Origin of the sequence: Bacteroides rodentium JCM 16496, from assembly GCF_000614125.1 — a bacterium.
GTDB lineage: Bacteria > Bacteroidota > Bacteroidia > Bacteroidales > Bacteroidaceae > Bacteroides > Bacteroides rodentium.
This window is the reverse complement of sequence record NZ_BAKJ01000027.1, coordinates 44,907-65,071: the sequence shown is the minus strand read 5'-3', so window position 1 is coordinate 65,071 and position 20,165 is coordinate 44,907. Positions and strand designations below refer to the sequence as shown.

At 46.6% G+C, this 20,165-nt stretch carries 12 protein-coding genes and 3 pseudogenes; 11 read left to right on the top strand and 4 right to left on the bottom strand.

Translation table 11 applies throughout. From position 1 onward, the window contains the following. Window positions 1–39 precede the first annotated feature (39 nt). Complete coding sequence (gene mgtE, locus JCM16496_RS12880; protein WP_165852480.1) at window positions 40–1,386, bottom strand: magnesium transporter; 1,347 nt, start codon at window positions 1,384–1,386, stop codon at window positions 40–42. Window positions 1,387–1,412: 26 nt separating this feature from the next. After that, the gene (gene rsmA, locus JCM16496_RS12875) at window positions 1,413–2,207 is read right to left on the bottom strand and encodes a 16S rRNA (adenine(1518)-N(6)/adenine(1519)-N(6))-dimethyltransferase RsmA (RefSeq protein ID WP_025834744.1); all 795 of its coding nucleotides are present in this window, start codon (window positions 2,205–2,207) and stop codon (window positions 1,413–1,415) included. Between the two features lie 135 nt (window positions 2,208–2,342). Here rsmA and JCM16496_RS12870 point away from each other — a divergent pair, with 135 nt between their 5' ends. The 9 genes and pseudogenes from JCM16496_RS12870 (at window position 2,343) to JCM16496_RS12830 (ending at window position 16,586) form a co-directional block, all read left to right on the top strand. After that, complete coding sequence (locus tag JCM16496_RS12870; protein WP_025834742.1) at window positions 2,343–3,329, top strand: lysylphosphatidylglycerol synthase transmembrane domain-containing protein; 987 nt, start codon at window positions 2,343–2,345, stop codon at window positions 3,327–3,329. 379 nt (window positions 3,330–3,708) lie between these two features. Then, window positions 3,709–5,165 (top strand): annotated as a pseudogene (locus JCM16496_RS12865) (aminoacyl-histidine dipeptidase). A gap of 860 nt (window positions 5,166–6,025) precedes the next feature. Further along, window positions 6,026–11,921, top strand: a pseudogene (locus tag JCM16496_RS12860) (alpha-2-macroglobulin family protein). A gap of 131 nt (window positions 11,922–12,052) precedes the next feature. After that, window positions 12,053–13,183 (top strand): AAA family ATPase, encoded by a 1,131-nt coding sequence (locus JCM16496_RS12855; RefSeq protein ID WP_025834740.1) that lies wholly within the window; start codon window positions 12,053–12,055, stop codon window positions 13,181–13,183. A 7-nt stretch (window positions 13,184–13,190) separates the two neighbouring features. Then, window positions 13,191–13,352 (top strand): hypothetical protein, encoded by a 162-nt coding sequence (locus JCM16496_RS22715; protein WP_159102457.1) that lies wholly within the window; start codon window positions 13,191–13,193, stop codon window positions 13,350–13,352. A 74-nt stretch (window positions 13,353–13,426) separates the two neighbouring features. After that, complete coding sequence (locus JCM16496_RS12845) at window positions 13,427–14,491, top strand: DUF1573 domain-containing protein (RefSeq protein ID WP_025834738.1); 1,065 nt, start codon at window positions 13,427–13,429, stop codon at window positions 14,489–14,491. Between the two features lie 130 nt (window positions 14,492–14,621). After that, a pseudogene (gene meaB, locus JCM16496_RS12840) lies at window positions 14,622–15,724 on the top strand (methylmalonyl Co-A mutase-associated GTPase MeaB). 24 nt (window positions 15,725–15,748) lie between these two features. Next, the gene (locus JCM16496_RS12835; protein WP_025834735.1) at window positions 15,749–16,333 is read left to right on the top strand and encodes a Crp/Fnr family transcriptional regulator; all 585 of its coding nucleotides are present in this window, start codon (window positions 15,749–15,751) and stop codon (window positions 16,331–16,333) included. A 46-nt stretch (window positions 16,334–16,379) separates the two neighbouring features. Further along, window positions 16,380–16,586: a hypothetical protein gene (locus JCM16496_RS12830; protein ID WP_025834733.1), complete on the top strand. Its 207-nt coding sequence runs from the start codon at window positions 16,380–16,382 to the stop codon at window positions 16,584–16,586. On the opposite strand, the gene JCM16496_RS12825 is transcribed toward JCM16496_RS12830, so the two are convergent. Beyond that, entirely contained in the window at window positions 16,583–17,116 is a 534-nt protein-coding gene (locus JCM16496_RS12825; protein ID WP_025834731.1) for an outer membrane beta-barrel protein, read from the bottom strand. The two genes, JCM16496_RS12830 and JCM16496_RS12825, sit on opposite strands and share 4 nt — an antisense overlap. A gap of 62 nt (window positions 17,117–17,178) precedes the next feature. Continuing rightward, the gene (locus JCM16496_RS12820; RefSeq protein ID WP_025834729.1) at window positions 17,179–18,090 is read right to left on the bottom strand and encodes a DMT family transporter; all 912 of its coding nucleotides are present in this window, start codon (window positions 18,088–18,090) and stop codon (window positions 17,179–17,181) included. Window positions 18,091–18,228: 138 nt separating this feature from the next. Here JCM16496_RS12820 and JCM16496_RS12815 point away from each other — a divergent pair, with 138 nt between their 5' ends. Together JCM16496_RS12815 and JCM16496_RS12810 are read left to right on the top strand one after the other, a co-directional pair. Continuing rightward, window positions 18,229–19,059: an AAA family ATPase gene (locus JCM16496_RS12815; RefSeq protein ID WP_025834727.1), complete on the top strand. Its 831-nt coding sequence runs from the start codon at window positions 18,229–18,231 to the stop codon at window positions 19,057–19,059. Between the two features lie 11 nt (window positions 19,060–19,070). Then, the gene (locus JCM16496_RS12810) at window positions 19,071–20,138 is read left to right on the top strand and encodes a DUF4435 domain-containing protein (RefSeq protein ID WP_025834726.1); all 1,068 of its coding nucleotides are present in this window, start codon (window positions 19,071–19,073) and stop codon (window positions 20,136–20,138) included. Window positions 20,139–20,165: the final 27 nt, after the last annotated feature.

The following is a 20,165-nucleotide window of genomic DNA, read 5'->3' as shown; positions in this document are numbered from 1 at the left end:
CATGGAGAAAATTGCGTTTCGACTTTGACTTTAGGGTTTTTATGACAGTAAGACAGTGATACCCATGTACAGCATCATGCCTATAATATCATTGGTAATGGAGATAAACGGTCCGGTGGCAATGGCCGGGTCAACCTTCAGTTTCTCTAAAGTCATGGGGACTAGCGTTCCGAAAATGGAGGCGAACATGACGACTGCAAAGAGGCTGATGGAGACGGAATAAGTGACCGTAGCCGTAGCTCCGAACCGGATAAAATTATAGATGTATACCAGCAGGGAGATGATGGTTGCATTGATGACCGCCACTACTGCTTCCTTGGCTACCTGCTTGAAGGTGTCTTTGGCATCCAGTGAGCTGTTGGCAAGGCCTTGCACGATGATGGCAGACGACTGGGTTCCCACGTTTCCCCCCGTGCCACCAATCAACGGAATATAAAGGGCCATTTCCGGATGGGCGGCGAAAGTCGTGTCGAAGTTACCCAATATCATGGAGTTGCCTATACCGCCTAACATACCGATAAGTAACCATGGAAGGCGGGCAGAAGTTTGGCGCATGACATTATCGTCCGTTTCTACATCTTGGGACAAACCGGATGCCAACTGGTAATCACGTTCCGACTGTTCGCGGACTTCGTCCATGACGTCGTCTACGGTAATCTGGCCTACCAGACGCCCGATACTGTCTACAACAGGAGCTGCCACCAAGTCATACTTTTCGATGATTTGTACCACTTCGTCAATGGGGGTATCTACATGGACGGAGATAGGATCTTTCCGCATCACATGCTTTACCTTGGAGACAGAAGGGGAAGTTATCATTTTCTTCAATGGGAATACCCCCTGCAGACGGTCTTCGTCGTCGATGACGTATACGTAGTAAATTTCATCCAGCTTTTCAGCTTGCAGGCGCATTTCTTTCAGACACTCCGGCATACTCCAGTTTTCATTGACAGTCACCATTTCCGTACCCATCAAACCACCGGCAGTGTCTTCATCATATTTCAGTAGGTCAACGATGTCACCGGCTTGTTCTATATCTTCGATGTGCGAAAGTATTTCCTCCTGCTTGTCTTCATCGAGTTCGCGCATCAGGTCTACGGCATCGTCCGTGTCCATATAATCCACGAAACGCTTGGCAATGGTCTCCGAAGGAAGAAGTTCCAGGAATTCTTTCCGGATGTCTTCGTCCATTTCAACCAGTACGTCCGCTGCCGTTTCGTTGTCAAGGAGGCGGTAAACGAAGCGGGCTTCCTCCAAGCCGAGGTCATTGCACAGTTCTGCAATATCCGCCGGGTGAAGGTCGGTCAAAAGTGTTTTGACGTTTTCCGCGTCTTTCTGTTCTATCAGGCTTTTGACTTTGTCTATGTATTCTTCGTCTATTTCCATGATTGTTCGTGTTTAATCACTAACCATTAATCATTAATCGTTCTCAATGCCTGCTCCACTTGGTTGGTCAGCTGAATAAATTCCTGTACGGACAGTTGTTCCGGGCGTTTATTAAATAATACGTCCTCCGTCAGTGGACAGTCTTTGCCGAGTATCGGTTTTATGGAGTTCCGCAGAGTCTTGCGTCGTTGGTTGAACGTGGTTTTCACTACTTGCTTGAACAATTTCTCGTCGCAGCCTAAATCGTGCGTTTCATTGCGCATCATGCGGATGACGGCACTTTTAACTTTTGGGGGCGGGTTGAAGACATGTTCGTGTACCGTAAACAAGTACTCCACTTTGTACCATGCTTGTATCAGTACGCTCAGTATCCCGTATGTCTTGCTGCCCGGCCCGGCGGCTATGCGCTCGGCTACTTCCTTTTGTATCATACCCGTACAGCAGGGAATCAGATCCTTATATTCCAGCATTTTGAAGAATATCTGGCTGGAGATATTATAAGGATAGTTTCCCGTCAGCACAAAAGGTTGCCCGCCAAACAACCGTTGCAGGTTCATTTTGAGGAAGTCGTCCTCAATAATGTTGTCTTCCAGTTGCGGATAGGCTTCCCGTAGGTAGGCCACTGACTCGTAGTCCAGTTCTACTACTTTGACGTTGCGCTCTTTGGGCAGCAGAAACTGGGTCAGTACCCCCATTCCCGGACCAACTTCGAGGATGGGAATTTCGGGACAGACATCTACCGTGTCAGCAATGTCTTGTGCCACTTTCAGGTCTTTCAGGAAGTGTTGCCCGAGAAACTTTTTAGGTTTAACTACTCTCATGTATCAACTAAATCATTACTTTTGCTCCGTAAATGTAGGCTGTAGTGTGAACAACAACCTATCTTTACACGAAGCAAAGGTAGTTCTTTTCAATGAAGAATGAAGAATGAAGAATGAAGAATTTGGGAATATCGTATGAATAAGCTGCTAAAAAAGACATTGAAAATCATCTTACCCATTTTATTGGGTGGTTTTATCCTCTATTGGGTATATCGTGATTTTGACTTTTCAAAGGCAGAAGAAGTTCTCCTTCATCAGACGAACTGGTGGTGGATGTTGTTGTCCTTGTTCTTCGGTGTGATGAGCCATGTGTTACGAGGCTGGCGTTGGAAGCAGACTTTGGAGCCGCTGGATGCTCATCCCAAAACAAGCGATTGCGTCGATGCCATTTTTGTATCTTATGCCACCAATTTGGTACTGCCCCGTGTGGGAGAGGTTTCGCGTTGCGGAGTACTTGTCAAATATGATGATGTTTCCTTTGCAAAGTCCCTGGGGACGGTGGTGACGGAGCGGTTGGTAGATACGCTTTGCATTCTGCTGATTACGGGAATTACTTTTTTGGCGCAGATGCCCGTCTTTTTCCGTTTTTTCGAGGAGACGGGGACCAAGATTCCATCGCTGATGCATCTTGTGACTTCCCCTTGGTTTTATGTGGCTCTTTTTTCCATTATTGGTGTTTTGGTACTTCTCTATTTCCTGTTGCGTATGCTCTCTTTTTTTGAAAAGGTAAAGGGGGTAGTCTTGAATATATGGGAAGGTGTGATGTCACTTAAGAATGTGAAGAATGTGCCTTTGTTTGTTCTTTACACTTTACTTATTTGGCTATGCTATTTCTATCATTTCTATATAACTTTCTATTGCTTCCAGTTTACGGAGCATCTTAGTTTCCTTGCCGGACTGGTGATGTTTGTCGGCGGAACGTTTGCAGTCATTGTTCCCACGCCCAACGGGGCAGGACCTTGGCACTTTGCGGTCATCACTATGATGATGCTTTATGGAGTAGATGCTACGGATGCGGGTATCTTTGCTCTGATAGTGCATGGCATACAGACGTTGTTGGTGATAGTGTTGGGCATCTACGGGGCGTTGCACCTGGCGTTGGCGAATAGGGTAAAGAAATAGACGTTTCTTGCGGTGGGTTCCTATATTGTTACTTCTTGTGTTAGAGGACAGAGACAGTGCTTATAGAGAAGTACTGTAGTACTCCTTTAAAAGTACTGTAATACTTCTTTGCAAGTACTTCAGTACTTCCTTATAAGTACTGAAGCCTAAAGGTTGTTGGAAGATTGGTTTCTTTAAACGATATTGTTGCTTGGATATAGAAGTGGGAGAAATTCCTAAATATGGTAGCTATATTAGGTACAGATGTTCTATCGCAATATGTGAAGATGTAAAAGCCATATTTAAGATAGCTGATGATTTAGTACTTTAGAAAAATCCCGGTTTATTGTACTTTCCGAGAATAAACCGTTATATTTGCGAAAACTAACTTTTTAGAATTATGAGTACAATCTTACAGTTAGCTCCACAGAATGTATGGAAGCACTTTTATTCACTGACCCAGATTCCCCGTCCGTCAGGACATATGGAGAAGATTACCAAATTCCTTATTGATTTTGGAAAAGGTTTGGGGTTGGAATCATTTGTCGACGAGGTCGGCAATGTCATTATTCGTAAGCCTGCCACTCCGGGTATGGAAAACCGCAAAGGCGTCATCCTTCAGGCGCATATGGACATGGTGCCTCAGAAGAACAACGATACTATTCACGATTTTACAACAGATCCCATTGAAACCTATGTTGACGGTGATTGGGTGAAAGCCAAAGGAACCACGCTGGGAGCAGATAATGGTTTGGGAGTAGCTGCCATTATGGCGGTGCTCGAAGATAATAACTTGCAGCATGGCCCATTGGAAGCCTGATTACCAAGGATGAAGAAACGGGAATGTATGGTGCATTCGGTTTGAAACCCGGAACTATGCAAGGGGAAATTCTGCTGAACCTCGACTCTGAGGACGAAGGCGAACTCTATATCGGTTGTGCTGGTGGGCTTGATATTACTGCTACTTTGGAATATAAGGAGGAGACGCCTATGGCCGATTTTGTTGCCCGTAAGATTACGCTGAAAGGTTTGCGTGGCGGTCACTCCGGTTTGGAAATCAATGAAGGGCGCGGTAATGCCAATAAATTGCTGGCACGCATCGTACATGATTTGCTGATTGAGTTTGACTCCCAGCTGGCAAGTTTTGAAGGTGGCAATATGCGTAATGCCATCCCCCGCGAAGCACATGCGGTATTGGTGTTCAATCCTGAGGATATGGACGGTTTGGAAGATTATATAAAGGAATACGAGGCACAACTGAATGACGAGTATGCTCCGGTTGAAAGTGGCATTACCCTGAGTGTAGAAGAGGTGACTCTACCCGCTGCCGTTGTTCCCTCGGAAATCCAGGACAATATGATTAACGTGTTGATGGCTTGCCAGAACGGTGTGATGCGTATGATTCCTACTGTTCCCGATACTGTAGAAACCTCCTCCAATTTGGCTATCGTAATCATTGCAGACGGTAAGGCCGAAGTTCGTATTTTGGCGCGTAGTTCTTGCGATACGATGAAGGATTTCCTGGCAGACAGCCTGACAGCTTGTTTTGCTATGGCAGGTATGAGGGTGGAGTTGAGTGGTGGTTATTCCGGATGGCAACCCAATGTGGATTCTCCCATACTGCATGCCATGAAGCTGTCCTATAAGCAGCAGTTTGGTGTGGAACCTGCCGTGAAGGTTATTCATGCAGGTCTGGAATGCGGCATCATTGGTGCCAATTGTCCAGGACTCGATATGATTTCTTTCGGTCCCACTTTGCGTTCTCCGCATTCACCGGACGAGCGTGCGTTAATTCCTACTGTCTCCAAGTTCTATGATTTCTTGGTGGCTACATTGGAGCAGACTCCTGAAAAGTAGAGAATGCTTTATGTAATGAATAAGGGGCAGGGTGCTTTATTAAGTATCCTGCCTTTTTTGTCTGTGACAGTTTGTCCTCTTTCTGCCAGAATGTCCCAGACTTATTACAATGGTATGTCAATATCCTTGCACTTTCTCCCTAAAAATTGACCTAAGTCAAGAAATATGTTATAGAACATATTTTATATCCGTTTTTTGCTTGTTATCTTGAACAAAGGCTCTATTTTTGTGTTGTAAAACATGAAAACAATAGAAAACTAGTAGATTTTTTAAGGATAACAAGATTGATTTTAGGAGGATAACAAAATGAAAATGTTAAAGAGTTTTTTTAAGCATGTCGCGAAGCCGATAAGAACATTTGGGGTTACGTAATGCTTTAAGCATTCCCCCCCTTTCGTGAAGTATTGAATTTTAGTTTTCAGGTATTAGTTTAAAATTTAAGGTTATGAAAGAAAAAGTCATGAAATCATTAAGACGCATTCTTGCCGAAGTCGGCAGAAATGAAGCGTTGTCAATGGGCTACACCCTAAAAAAGTAAGAATGTAAGAGTCTGGCCGTTTGCAGGCTAAACTCCAGTTTAGGTATTGGTTTAATTTTTTAAGATTATGAAAAAGAAGATTGCAAATTCATTTAAGCACATTCTTACCGCAGCTGGTAAGAATTGGATGGAGGCAATGAGATATTATAGTCTCCAAATGTGAGTACACTAACATTTAAGTATAGAACAAGGGATATGTTTGCAAAACATATCCCTTGTTTTTTGTAGGAGTAGAATAAGATTTTTTATATCCAAAAGTACATTTGTTTGAACTTTATTCACTTTCTTTGTTGTTAATACAAAGACTAACAAACGAATAATCATGAGAGTAAATCAAAGAATTTGTAGCATATTGTTGCTGCTGGTTACATTTGGGGCTTCGGCATTGTATGCGCAGACGTACGACAAGTTGTGGAAGCAGGTGGAGCAGGCCCAAAAGAAAAGCCTGCCTCAAACAGTAATAAAACTGACTGATGAAATCTATCGGAAAGGTCGGCAAGAGCAGAATGCTCCGCAAATGTTGAAAGCCTACATTTGTAGGGAGACTTATCAAGAGGGGCTGACTCCGGACAGCCTTTACTCCAGTCTGAAATATATGGAATCTTGGGCACAATTGGAGAGGAATCCGGTGAACAAGGCTATTCTACACTCTTTGTTGGCATATGAATATGCTGACTTGATGCGGAAGAATCGCCGTGTCTTGCTGTCACGTACTCTACTGGCTGTTGACGAGGTTCCGGAAGATATCCGTGAGTGGAGTATCAGCCAGTTTGTGGATAAAATAGATAGGTGTAACCGTGCATCTTTGCAGGATTCCATCCGCTTGCTCGATACATTTGCAGAACAATATGTGCCTTTTGTGGTGTTGGAAGACGGTAGCCGGTTCTATGGGCACGATATGTACCATCTATTGGTAAGCCGTGCTGTGGATGCTTATCGGAAACTGGATGTTTTCAATGTGGATTCTTTGGTACAGACCCGTATCGAAAGGATTTATCTGGATATGATGAATGCTTATCGCCATCGTGCCGGTTCGGAAGATGCTATGTTGCTCTGTTCTCTTGATTATTGGAACTGGAAGCTGACCGGTGGTATCAGCCAGCAGCCTTATCCTACTTTCCGAATGCGTCAGGAAAAGGCTAATCGGGAATATCTTGAGGTTTTGGATAAATTGATAAAGGAATACGGTTCACGAGAGGTTTGTGCCGAGGTTTACATTCATAAAGCCAACCACCTGCGCCGTTTGGAACCTAAACGCGCTGCTGAGGCTCTAAAAGTCTGTGAAGAAGGCTTGAAGCGCTATCCTGCGTATAAGCGTATCAATGAGTTGAAAAATATCCGTGAACAGATTTTACAGCCTGAACTCATTCTGACTATGAATGAAAGCGGTTATCCCGGCGATTCGGTGAATATGAGGCTGCATTATCGTAATATCGAGGGCTTCACTCTCAACTTATATACCACTACTTTAAGTGAAGTACCTTGGATGGACCATGGTATAAATAAAGATACTTATAGAAAGTATGCCCGGAAGTTTTCTTCCACGCATTTTGGTTTAAAGCCGTTGCCAGGCAAGGATAAATTGCCTGAAGATGTCCCTTATCTTGCCTCGGACACTGTATTTAAGTTCATGATTCCTCGGGAAACGGGAGTCTATATTCTTCAAATAGTACCAGATACTGAAACGGCCCGTACAGATGATAAATTCTTGGTATCTACCCGCTTCAAGGTGCTGACATTGGATTTGGGTGACAACCGTATGGAAGTGGCTACATTGGATGCCCATAGTGGACAGCCGATTGCTGGTGCCAAGGTGAGTTTCTACTCTTCTTATGGTGAGAAGAATAGAAAAGTGATGGCAGAGGTACTGACTGATGCCGGGGGGAAAGCTGTATTACTCTGGCAGAGTGGAATCCGAAGTTATGTGGCGCGTAAAGGCGGAGACACAGCATGATGCCGCAGAACGTTTATATGAATCATCCTTATTACGGTATTAAGGATACAGATTGGAGGCAGATGGCATTGCTGACAGACCGTTCGCTTTATCGCCCCGGGCAGACCGTTCATGTAAAAGGGATAGCTTACAAGCAGAATAGTGATAGCGCCCAGGTACTACAAGGAGTTGATTATGAGCTTGTCTTGTTGGATGCCAACCGCAAGGAACTTGCCACCAGGAAGGTGCGGACCAATGATTTCGGCTCTTTTGCTACGGAGTTTGTACTTCCGGCAGCTTGCCTGAATGGCATGTTCAGCATACGAACCAAAGAGCCTCAATCTACTGTCACTTTTAGGGTAGAGGAGTACAAGCGACCTACGTTCGAGATTGCCTTCACTCCGGTTTCGGAAGCTTACCGGTTGGGTGACAAGGTCGTGTTGAAAGGAAATGTCAAGGCCTTCAATGGCATGATGGTGCAGGATGTGCCATTGGCATATACGGTGACTCGCCGGAATCCGAGACCTGGTTATTGGAGCAATGCTGATAAACCATTATTGTCTGACACCATACAATTGGATACCAACGGGGATTTTTCCATACCCTTGACTTTGGAAGCTCCGGCTGTAGATACAGACGGGTATGGGAGTGTGTATACTTATCATGTGGAGGCGGTAGTGACGGATGAGGCCGGTGAAACGCAATCCGCTTCGTATAACTTGTTGGCAGGTCCTAAGGCTTATTCCTTTGATGTTCGTCTGCCTCAATATGTTTGTAAGGAAGATAGCATGCTGTTCATTTTTGGAGTGAATAACATAATGAATATTCCTCAAGATATGGAAGGCTCCTATTGTCTGTATCCATTAACAGAACGAGATAGGGGGAGGAATATAGGAGACTCTGACCCTTTGACTGATGTAATATTAGAGGGAGACTTCATGGCCAATCAGCTCCAGGATTTTTCGGCTTGGAACAAGCTTCCTTCAGGTAACTATCGCTTGAAACTTTCTGTACGTGATAGTTTAGGACGTGAAGAGAATAACGGGGCATATGGCAGTGACAGTTTCATGCTCTTTTCAAAGAGTGACAAGCGTCCGGCTGCGTTTACAGATTTCTTTTATTATAAAGAAAATGAGGAATTTGATGTACAGCACCCTGCCGCTTTTCTTGTGGGGACTTCTTATCGGGATGCATATGTGCTGATGGATGTATTTTGTGACAGAAAACGCATTGAAAGCCGTGTGTTGCAGTTGAATGATACTATTATCCGTATGGAATTCCCTTATAAGGAAGCATATGGCAAGGGAATCACCATTCTTTTCAGTTTTGTGAAAGATGGCGAGATGTACAGTCATCAGGTTGAGCTGAAGAAGCGGCAGCCGGAACGTGCTCTCGACATGAAATGGGAAGTGTTCCGTGACCGTTTGCGTCCCGGACAGGAAGAAGAGTGGAAGCTCGTCATAAAGACGCCTCAAGGTATGCCTGCTGCGGCTGAGATGTTGGCTACGATGTACGACGCTTCACTGGATAAGATTTATAAGAGTAACCAGATACTACGGGTTTTCTATCCGGATAATCTGTATGGGGCATTCCGTGGTGCGAGCCGTTATAATAGCAATTACTTCTCCGTTTATTTCCCGTTGAAGGCTTGGAAGGTTCCGGTATGGTCGTTTGACTACTTCTGTTCTCCTTATATGGATGGAAGGATGCGGATAGTGATGGTAGAAGACAATGCGCTTTTGGAAGAAGTAAGTGTTGTGGGGTATGGGACTACCCGGAATAGCTCTTTGACCGGTAATCTTAGAATACGTGGTGCCAACCAGCCGATGCTTGCTTCCAAAGCAGAATCCGGGAATGCCGTTGAAGTGAAATATGTTCCTGCACAAGTAGCGGAAGACGCGGTGGAAGATGTTGTTTTTGAATCGGAAACGATACCGGTTGGCGAGGCCTTGCAACCTATTGAGGGGCTTCGCACCAACTTTGCCGAAACAGCCTTTTTTTATCCTCAACTTCGTACAAACGAACAAGGGGAGCTTGCGTTTTCCTTTACGATGCCGCAGAGCCTGACTCGTTGGAATTTCCGTGGTTACTCACATACTAAGGATATGCTGACTGGGATGTTGGATGCTTCCGTTGTAACAGCCAAGGAGTTTATGCTGACTCCGAATATGCCTCGGTTTGTCCGCGTTGGAGATAAAACGCAGATAGCCGGAACAATAGCCAATCTGACGGGTAAAGCGGTGAAAGGAACAGCAGTATTCACGCTGTTCGACCCTATAACGGAGAAAGTTATTGCTACTCAACGTCAGAAGTTCTCGGTAGAAGCAGGAAGAAATACTGCCGTCAACTTCCATTTTGAAGTGTCCGACCGCTATGATTTGCTTGGTATTCGTATGGTTGCCGATGGAGGTACATTTAGCGATGGCGAGCAGCATCTGTTGCCCGTATTAAGTAATAAGGAGTATATTACGGAAACGCTTGCTATGCCTATCCGCGGCGAGGAGACCCGTACGTTCTCATTAGATAGCCTTTTCAACCATAATAGCCGTACAGCGACAGACCGTCGTCTGACTGTAGAATTTACCGGGAATCCGGCTTGGTATGCCGTACAAGCGTTGCCGGCATTGAGCCTGCCTGCCAATGATAATGCCATTTCTTGGGCTACAGCTTGGTATGCCAATAGTCTGGCAAGCTTCATTGCCAACAGCCAGCCCCGCATTAAGACTGTATTTGACAGTTGGAAGGCTGCCGGTGGCACGAAAGAAACCTTCCTCAGCCAGTTGGAGAAGAATCAGGATGTGAAGAATATCCTGCTCAGCGAGTCTCCGTGGGTACTGGAAGCTACTACTGAAGCCGAACAGCAGGCACGTATTGCCACGCTCTTTGATATCAACCAACTGAATAACCGCAATCTTTCCGCTTTTACCAAATTGAAAGAATTGCAGGGTGAAGACGGTGGATGGAGCTGGTATAAGGGAATGTCCGGCAGCCGCTATATAACTGGCTATATTACAGAATTACTTGTTCGTCTTCCTCTGCTGACGAAAAATGAACTGCCTGAAGAAGTTGCCGCCATACGGCAGAAAGCTTTCGGCTATTTGAATCGGCAGGCTTTGGAAGAGTATCGCAATATCCGTAAAGCGGAAAAAAACGGTGCCAAGATTACTGCCAACTCCGAATCAGCAATGACATATCTGTATCTGATAGCCCTTAGCGGCGAACAAGTGCCGGCAGAGAATCAAGCGGCTTACCGCTATTTCCTATCAAAAGTAGGTACCAATCTTAAAGATGGAACCATGAGCTGCAAAGCTCAATCTGCCATTATTCTAAAAGCCGCAGGGCGTACAGTCGAGGCGAATGAATTTATAGCTTCCCTCAAGGAACATCTGGTACAGACAGATGAACTGGTGCATACTTTGCTTTCCAAGCAAATCCGTATAACTGGGGTATGCTGCCCATCCCTGCCCATGTGGAAGTAATGGAAGCCCTGCGTATGGCAGGTGGTAACGATGCTTTAGTGGAGGAAATGAAACTCTGGCTGCTGAAACAGAAGCAGACTACCAGTTGGAATTCTCCGGTTGCAACGGCTGATGCTGTTTATGCATTGCTTTGTCAGGGTACTAATCTGCTGGAAAGCCGGGGAGACGTACGTATCACGTTAGGTAACAAAGTTTTGGAAACATTGTCGCCTGCAAAGACCATAATCCCGGGTTTGGGTTATGTCAAAGAAACCTTCGCTCAAGGAAGTCCGGAGCTGAAAGCTAAAACCGTCACGGTAGAGAAACGGGATGCAGGCATTGCCTGGGGAGCTGTTTATGCCCAGTATCTGTCACCCATATCTGATGTAAAGCAGCAGGGGGGTGAATTGAATGTAGAGAAGAAACTTTATGTAGAGCGTATATCGGTCGGTGGCAGCAAGTCCTTGCAACCGGTTACGGAAGGGACCGTATTATCCGTCGGTGATAAAATAGTGGCCCGTTTGACTATCCGTTTGGACCGTGCTATGGATTTTGTTCAGTTGAAAGACCAGCGGGGTGCCTGCTTTGAACCTATAGGCTCGCTTTCCGGTTATCGTTGGAGTAATGGCCTCGGTTATTATGCAGAAGTGGAAGATGCCGCAACCAATTTCTTCTTCGACCATTTGGGCAAAGGCGTTTATGTCTTGGAGCACAGTTATCGCATAGCCCGTGGCGGAACATACGAAACGGGGCTTGCCACTATACAGTGTGCATATGCTCCGGAGTATGTTTCGCATTCGGCGGGAGGGATAATCGTCATAAAGTGATGTGAGAGCTATAGGGGTGTAAAACATGGTTTTATACGAGAAAGTATACGGCTGTAATAATTTTATTAGTAATAAAAGTGTTAGTAATAACAATGTTTTGTACCTTTGCGTTTGAATGAAATTTGAAGATTATGGAGAACAAGCCTTTTATATTCGGCGTTGCCACATCGGGTGATAATTTTACCGATCGAGAGAAAGAAACGGAGCGTCTGTTGCTGAATTTCCGGCATGGTGTCAATACCGTACTGATTTCACCTCGTCGTTGGGGTAAGACCTCGTTGGTGCAGAAAGTGTGTCGTTTGGCGCAATCCGACAAACTAAAAATCGTGTATCTCGATATTTTCTCGTGTCGCAGTGATAAGGATTTCTATGATGCATTTGCGGCTGCTGTCCTCAAACAGACATCTTCTAAATTGGATGAGTGGTTGGAAAACGTAAAATTATTTCTGTCCCGTATCAGCCCGAAAATCTCAATGGGTACAGATCCGATGACGGATTTCTCCGTTTCACTTGAGATGAATCCAAAGAGCAACGATGTGGATGAGATTTTGCAGCTTCCGGAGAAAATAGCGCAGAAGAAAGGCTGCAATATCGTTGTGTGTATCGACGAGTTCCAGCAGATTGCCGAGTTCAAGGACTCTAAGACATTCCAGAAGCGGCTGCGTTCCGTATGGCAACTGCAAAAGTCGGTATCCTATTGTCTGTTCGGCAGCAAGAAGCATTTGATGAATGAATTATTCGAGAAAAAGAGCCTGCCATTCTATAAATTCGGTGATGCCATTTATCTATCGAAAATCGGTACATCGGATTGGGTAGGTTATATATGCAGTCGTTTTGAAGCTACGGGCAAGCAGATCTCAAGAGAGTTGGCCGAAAGGATATGTCAAATAGTGGACAATCACTCGTCTTATGTACAGCAGTTGGCGTGGTTGGTATGGATTCATACGGATGGAACCGCTACCGAACAGGATTTTGAGGCGGCATATCAGGATATCATCGATCAGAATACCCCATTATTCGAAAAGCAGACCGAGAGTCTTACTACCTATCAGATGAATTTTCTACGAGCTGCCATAGACGGAGTTCATAGTGAATTTACCACACAAGAGGTTTTACAAAAATACCAGCTCGGTTCATCTGCAAATGTAAGTATCGTGAAAAGAGCATTAGTCAAAAAGGAACTTATAGAGGTCGAGAAACGGCAAGTTGTCATTCCCGATCCGGTGATGAAAGTGTGGTTAAAAAGGGAGTTGGGAATATAATGCACATATGAAGTCGTCAGATGGTGTATCTCTCCGGCACCGAGGAGGGCTGGGCTTCCCGGTGCCGGAGAAAATGAAACTTTCCATCCTTGCCGGATTTGTTGATGAAGATGACTGTGTGGCGCAATATGCAGAAATTGCGCTCCGCTATTTTAGGTACTCTCGCTAAAAACACCTATTTTTGTCCGACTAATATTGAATGAGAGTAGCAGAATTAGGAAATCTTGATATTAAGAAAAATAGATGAAGCGGATATTGATAACTTTATATGTGCTTGCAAGTGTGGCATTGACTGCCGTAGCGCAAGCTCGTTTTACCTCGAATACAGAGATGTACAGTTTCGGTCAGATAGAATGGAAGCATCCCGTGACTGTGCAATATACCATCACCAATACGGGTGACCGGCCTTTAGTGCTTACAGAAGTGGAGCCGGATTGTGCTTGCTCCGTAGCCCAATGGACAAAAACGCCTATTGCTCCGGGGGCAAAAGGAACAGTAAATGTGACTTTTGACGCCAAGGCATTGGGACATTTCCAGAAATCCGTGGCTATTTACAGCAATGCGCAACCCAATTTGGTCTATTTGAAGTTCAATGGTGAAGTAGTACAGGAAATCAAGGACTTTACCAAGACGCATCCTTATCTTATCGGCCAGATACGTATTGACAAGAACAGCCTCGACTTTCCCGATATTCAGCATGGTGAGCAGCCGGTGATTCATATCGGTGTGGTCAATCTTTCCGACCGTCCTTATGAACCGGTACTGATGCATCTGCCCCCTTATTTGCAGACAAAAGTAGAACCCAATGTATTGCAAAAGGGAGAAAAAGGAGTGATTACACTTACATTGAATTCGGAAAGACTGACTGACCTCGGACTGACTCAAGCGTCGGTCTATCTTTCTCGCTTCTCCGGTGACAAGGTGGGCGATGAAAACGAAATTCCCGTTTCTGCCATTCTTTTACCGGATTTCTCCGGAATGACGGAAGTGGAGAAGGCAAATGCTCCTGCCATCAACCTTTCTACCAAAGAAGTTGATATGAGTGCGATATTGGCCAAGAAGTCAAAAGCACGTCAAGATATTACCATTACCAATACCGGGCGTTCTCCTTTACAGATAAACAAGCTTCAGGTATTCCACCCGGCAGTGGGAGTTAACCTCAAGAAGAGCGTATTGCAACCCGGCGAAAGCACCCGACTGCGGGTAACGGTAGTGAAGAAGAATATAGGCAAGAAGCGTCGTCATCTGCGTCTGTTGATGATTACCAATGACCCGATGCAACCGAAAGTCGAAATCAATATTAAGTAATGTATTGATGTGAGGAATGTGCCAATATGCTAATGGAGATAGTAGAGATTATCATAAAAGCTTATTAATATATTCAGCACATTCCTCATATTAGCACATTAGCATATTAACCATATTAGCACATTAAACCATGGAACATCCCGAAAATAATGAAGCATATAAAGGCTTGGTTGTCAATGCAGGCATTGAGCAACCTTCATCGGTCAATCCTTACTTGAAGAACCGTCCCAGGCGGAAGAAACGCGAGCTTTCCGTATCAGACTATGTGGAGGGTATAGTGAAAGGTGATGTTACGGTACTCAGCCAGGCTGTGACACTGGTGGAAAGTGTGAAACCGGAGCACCAGGCTGTGGCGCAGGAGGTGATAGAGAAGTGTTTGCCCTATTCGGGCAACTCTGTCCGTGTGGGTATCAGTGGCGTGCCCGGTGCCGGTAAAAGTACCTCTATTGATGTATTTGGCTTGCATGTACTGGAGGAACACGGCGGCAAGTTGGCCGTTCTTGCCATTGACCCGAGCAGCGAACGCAGCAAAGGTAGTATTCTCGGTGATAAGACGCGTATGGAGAAACTCTCCGTTCATCCCAAATCCTTTATACGTCCCAGTCCCTCTGCCGGTTCGCTGGGTGGCGTGGCACGCAAGACGCGTGAAACGATTGTGCTTTGTGAGGCTGCCGGTTTCGACAAGATATTTGTAGAGACGGTAGGGGTGGGGCAGAGTGAGACTGCCGTACATTCCATGGTAGACTTCTTCCTGCTGATACAGCTGGCGGGTACGGGCGATGAGTTGCAAGGCATCAAACGCGGCATCATGGAAATGGCCGATGGCATTGTCATTAATAAGGCTGATGGCGACAATCTGGAGCGGGCCAGGCTGGCAGCAACTCAGTTCCGTAATGCGCTGCACCTCTTCCCGGCTCCGGAGAGCGGCTGGACACCCCAAGTGCTGACTTATTCCGGTTTCTATAATCTTGGTGTAAAAGAAGTGTGGGATATGGTCTACAAATACATTGATTTTGTGAAAGATAACGCTATTTTGAATACCGCCGCAATGAGCAAAGCAAATACTGGATGTACGAGACCATTAACGAACAGCTGCGCGACAGCTTCTACCACAATCCGCAGATTGAAGCGATGCTGACTGGCAAGGAAAACCAAGTGCTACAAGGCAACTTGACTTCTTTTGTGGCTGCCAAGAACTTGCTGGACACCTATTTTGCAGAACTGAAGAAATAAGGGCATATCCCTTTCCCTATATTGATGACTAAGGAAAACAACATGGAAGTGGCGCGGCGGTTTACCCGCCGCCTTCATGAACTCCCTTCTGAGGAGCTGGAGCTCATTGCCGGTTTGTTTGTACGCCGTGAGGTGCACAAAGGAGAACTGTTGATTAGTGAGAAAGATATAGCCAGGGATATTGTTTTCGTAGAGAAAGGACTGCTTCGCCAGTTCTATTTCAAAGAAGGCCGAGACATTACAGAGAACTTTGCCTGCGATGGTGACGGCGCTATGTGTATCGTCAGCCTTTTCACCGGACGGCGTAATTGCCTTCAGCTGGAATCCCTGGAGGAAGGCGTCATCTGGAGCATTTCGTATGCAGGACTGGTCGAACTCTCTGAGCGCTACCTGCATATAGCCCGTCTGCTTCGCCATTTATTGGAGGGTTCTTTAATGGTTTCCCAATATAAAGCAGACTCTTGGCGTTTCGAAACCTCACGCGAGCGGTATGCGCGTTTCGTCAGGGATTATCCGGAGATAGCCCGGCGTGCCTCAGTCAACCACATAGCATCTTATCTGTTAATGACTCCCGAGTCTCTGAGCCGGGTACGTGCCGGCGTGCTGTGAATCATCACGGTAGGGCGTAGGCAGCCTCTAAATCGCGGTCGCTATCATGGTGATGATGGGCAGGGTGGTCGTGACGGTGGAGGTGTCAATGGGCGAAGTCCGGGAAAGCCCGAAGATTGAGGCAATGCTGGCCGATAAAGAAAGCCAGGTGCTACAAGGCTACCTGACTTCCTTTGTGTCTACCGAGAATCTGCCGGATATCTATTTCGCGGACTGCGAAAGGGATAAAAACAAGGAGAAGACAGCGTCTTAGAACTCATAGTGGAATCCCAAAGACAAATCTTCACTGCTCAACGCCAGTCCTTGTCCGTCGGCACCGGATATATAGTCATCCCGATAACCTAAGAATCCTACCTTACCGATTAGGCTGAAGTGTTCGTTCAGCTTTAGGGCAATGCCGGGTTTGAAACCTACCTCAATGCCGTTCACTGTCTTTGCCACATCACTGTTTACGGTAGAGAACCCAAAGCCGCCATCAATGAACAAGCGTACCATCTTGTTTTCGTAGAAAGAAAAACGTGCGTAGGGTGCGATGGCAAATCCGGTAGTCTTTACTTTGGCTTCGTCGCTGGCGGTTATGTGAGAGAAACCGAGTGCCATACCTATTGCCCACTTGGAGTTGAGGTTGTAACCTATTTCGGGGGAAATGGTGAACGTTGTGGTTTCAACTCCGCCATCATCTCCGTTGTCATACCAGAAGCCAAGACTTCCTCCTGCATAAATTTGCGCTTTTGCCGCCATTGCAGCGAGCATCATAAATAAAAACAAGGTAATCTTTTTCATTTTACTTTTGTTTTAAGTGAATAATATAAATCTGTTTGCTAAGCACTTGACGTATCTCATCATTACGGTTCTCTCCCTTCTTTCTCAAAATCCTTGCGTGACTTGCTTTGTGTCACGATGTACACTCCCAGGAATACCAAGGCTATGGCTATTCCCTTTTCCAAATTGAACACTCCCAATCCTAAGATGATGGCAACGGTTGAGGCCACGATGGGTTGCATGTAGTTGTACATGCTCACGACAGTGGGGCGCAACAGCCTCTGCGCACTCATTATGAAGATATAGGCAAGGAAGCTTCCTCCCACAACCACATATCCCGCTTGCAGCAGGGCGGCTGTGGATATTTCGCTCCACTGTATGGCAGCCACGTCGTGGTAAGAGAACGGGATGTAGCACATGGAGGCATAGACAAACATCCATTTGTTCAGGGTGATGGGAGAGTATTTCTGCGACAACCCCTTGAATACGGTCAGATAAATGGAGAAGCTGATTTGAGCGAGCAGGCAGAGAAGGTCTCCGATGAGGCTGCCATTGCCGGCACCGGTGGTCTGGCTGCTCATGATGAGTATAAATGCTCCCATGGCTCCTACAAAGATGCCCAGCACTTTCTTGTTGGTGACCGGTTCTTTCAGATAGATTGCTGCCACTATCATGGTGACGATGGGCAGCGTGGTGGTGACGATGGAGGCGTCTATGGGTGAAGTCATGGAGAGTCCGAAGATATAGACACCCTGATTGAATACCAGGGCGAAGAGTGCGGCGAAGAATATCTTCAGCATGTCCCGGTGGTCCACCTGCTCGCGTTTGCAGAATAAGGAGAGGAGCCAGAAGCAGGCGGCTGCGCCTACCATGCGGAATGTGGTTACTGACAACGCGGAAAACTCTATCAGAGCTGACTTGCCTATAGGTGCCATCAAGCCCCACAGAATATTTGCGGTAAGGGCGAACAGATGCCCTTGAATGTTCTTGTTCATAGTCTTTTGTTCTTTGCGGGTGCAAAAGAACAACTATTTTCTGAAAAGAGAAAACTTTCATTATATGATTTTTCTACCTTGCGGGCGTAGAAATAAGAGATTATCGTGTATATTTGCTTCTGATTAAAGCAAGAAATCATGGAAGTACAAGCCAATTACATCAAGCGTATCGAAATACACGGATTGTGGCATCGGTACGATATTGCCTGGGACCTGCGTCCTGACGTCAATATACTTTCCGGCATCAACGGAGTGGGGAAGACCACTATCCTGAACCGTTCGGTGGGCTATCTGGAACAGACATCGGGTGAAGTGAAGAGTGACGAGAAGAACGGGGTACACGTCTACTTCGACAACCCCGCAGCTACCTTTATCCCTTATGATGTAATCCGTAGCTACGACCGCCCCCTCATCATGGGCGACTTTACGGCACGCATGGCCGATGCCAACGTGAAGTCGGAACTGGACTGGCAGCTCTATCTGCTCCAGCGCCGTTATCTGGACTACCAGGTGAACATCGGCAACAAGATGATAGAGCTGCTCAGCGGCGATGAAGAGCAGCGCAGCCTGGCTCCCTCCCTTTCCCTTCCCAAGCGGAAGTTTCAGGATATGGTGGACGAACTTTTCAGCTATACCCATAAGAAGATAGACCGCAAAAGCAATGACATCGTTTTCTATCAGAACGGCGAGCGCCTGCTGCCCTACAAACTGTCGTCGGGCGAGAAGCAGATGCTGGTCATCCTGCTGACCGTGCTGGTGCGCGACGGTGACCACTGTGTGCTTTTCATGGACGAGCCGGAAGCCTCCCTGCACATCGACTGGCAGCAGAAACTTATCGGCATGATTCGCGAACTGAACCCCAACGTCCAGCTTATCCTCACCACGCATTCTCCCGCCGTCATCATGGAGGGCTGGCTGGATGCAGTGACCGAAGTGAGCGAGATTTCATCCCTAATCCCTAATCCTTAATCCCTGGATGCGTGGCTACTTCTCTAAGACATAACCTTACTTCCGCCTATCTGGATGCCGCCCGCAAGCTGTCTCCCAAGAGAGCACGCAGGCGCATAGTGGCGTATGTGGAAAGCTATGACGACATTGCTTTCTGGCGGACGCTGTTGACCGAGTTCGAGAATGAAGAACGCTATTTCCAGATAATGCTTCCCTCCTCGAAGTCGCTGGCCAAGGGGAAGAAGATGGCATTGACCCGTATCTTCAAGGTCGAGCAGTTGGGCAAGAACCTGATTGCCTGCGTGGACAGTGATTACGACTTCCTTCTGCAAGGGGCCACGCCTATGTCGCATATGGTGAACGGCAGCCCATACGTCATCCAGACCTATGCCTACGCCATTGAGAACTTCCAGTGCTATGCCGAAAGTTTGCACGAGGTCTGTGTGCAAGCCACGCTCAACGACCGCCGGCTGATAGACTTCCCTGCTTTCTTGCGCCGTTATTCCGAGATAATTTATCCGCTCTTCTTGTGGAATGTCTGGTTCTACCGCAACCGCGACACGAATACTTTCCCCATGTACGAGTTCCACGACAGCACACGCCTGCAAGAGGTGGATGTGTATCGTCCCGAAGAGGCGCTTGCCCGGGTGGAGCGTAGCGTGGCGGTCAAGCTGCAAGAGTTGCAAGTGCGCTATCCCCGCTACATGGACGGCGTGAAGCAGCTGGGGGTAGAACTGGAACGCCTTGCCTTGAAGCCCGAAACCGCCTATCTGTATATCCAGGGGCACCATCTGATGGACGGCGTGGTGCTTAAGCTCCTTGTGCCCGTCTGCACCCGCCTGCGACGGGAGCGTGAGGCGGAAATCAAGCGGTTGGCAAGAAGTGATGAACAGTTCCGCAATGAACTGACTTGTTACGAGAACAGCCTGGCAAGCCCCGCTTTCATGTTGAAGAAGAACGACGGGTACAAGAATCTCTTTTTGTACCAATGGATGCGGGAAGAGATAAGTGAATTCTTAAGTCTCTCCTCCAACCCCTCCCCCGTGGAGAGGGAAGAAAGGGAGAATAGCATAAGAGAGAATAGAACTGTTAATACATAACTAAAGTAACCCCCATCTCCCCTCCCT

Bases quoted from the DNA above. Each gene is read 5' to 3' on its own strand.
- mgtE (WP_165852480.1), bottom strand. From the start codon at position 1,386: ATGGAAATAGACGAAGAATACATAGACAAAGTCAAAAGCCTGATAGAA.
- rsmA (WP_025834744.1), bottom strand. From the start codon at position 2,207: ATGAGAGTAGTTAAACCTAAAAAGTTTCTCGGGCAACACTTCCTGAAA.
- JCM16496_RS12870 (WP_025834742.1), top strand. From the start codon at position 2,343: ATGAATAAGCTGCTAAAAAAGACATTGAAAATCATCTTACCCATTTTA.
- JCM16496_RS12855 (WP_025834740.1), top strand. From the start codon at position 12,053: ATGGAGAACAAGCCTTTTATATTCGGCGTTGCCACATCGGGTGATAAT.
- JCM16496_RS22715 (WP_159102457.1), top strand. From the start codon at position 13,191: ATGAAGTCGTCAGATGGTGTATCTCTCCGGCACCGAGGAGGGCTGGGC.
- JCM16496_RS12845 (WP_025834738.1), top strand. From the start codon at position 13,427: ATGAAGCGGATATTGATAACTTTATATGTGCTTGCAAGTGTGGCATTG.
- JCM16496_RS12835 (WP_025834735.1), top strand. From the start codon at position 15,749: ATGACTAAGGAAAACAACATGGAAGTGGCGCGGCGGTTTACCCGCCGC.
- JCM16496_RS12830 (WP_025834733.1), top strand. From the start codon at position 16,380: ATGGTGATGATGGGCAGGGTGGTCGTGACGGTGGAGGTGTCAATGGGC.
- JCM16496_RS12825 (WP_025834731.1), bottom strand. From the start codon at position 17,116: ATGAAAAAGATTACCTTGTTTTTATTTATGATGCTCGCTGCAATGGCG.
- JCM16496_RS12820 (WP_025834729.1), bottom strand. From the start codon at position 18,090: ATGAACAAGAACATTCAAGGGCATCTGTTCGCCCTTACCGCAAATATT.
- JCM16496_RS12815 (WP_025834727.1), top strand. From the start codon at position 18,229: ATGGAAGTACAAGCCAATTACATCAAGCGTATCGAAATACACGGATTG.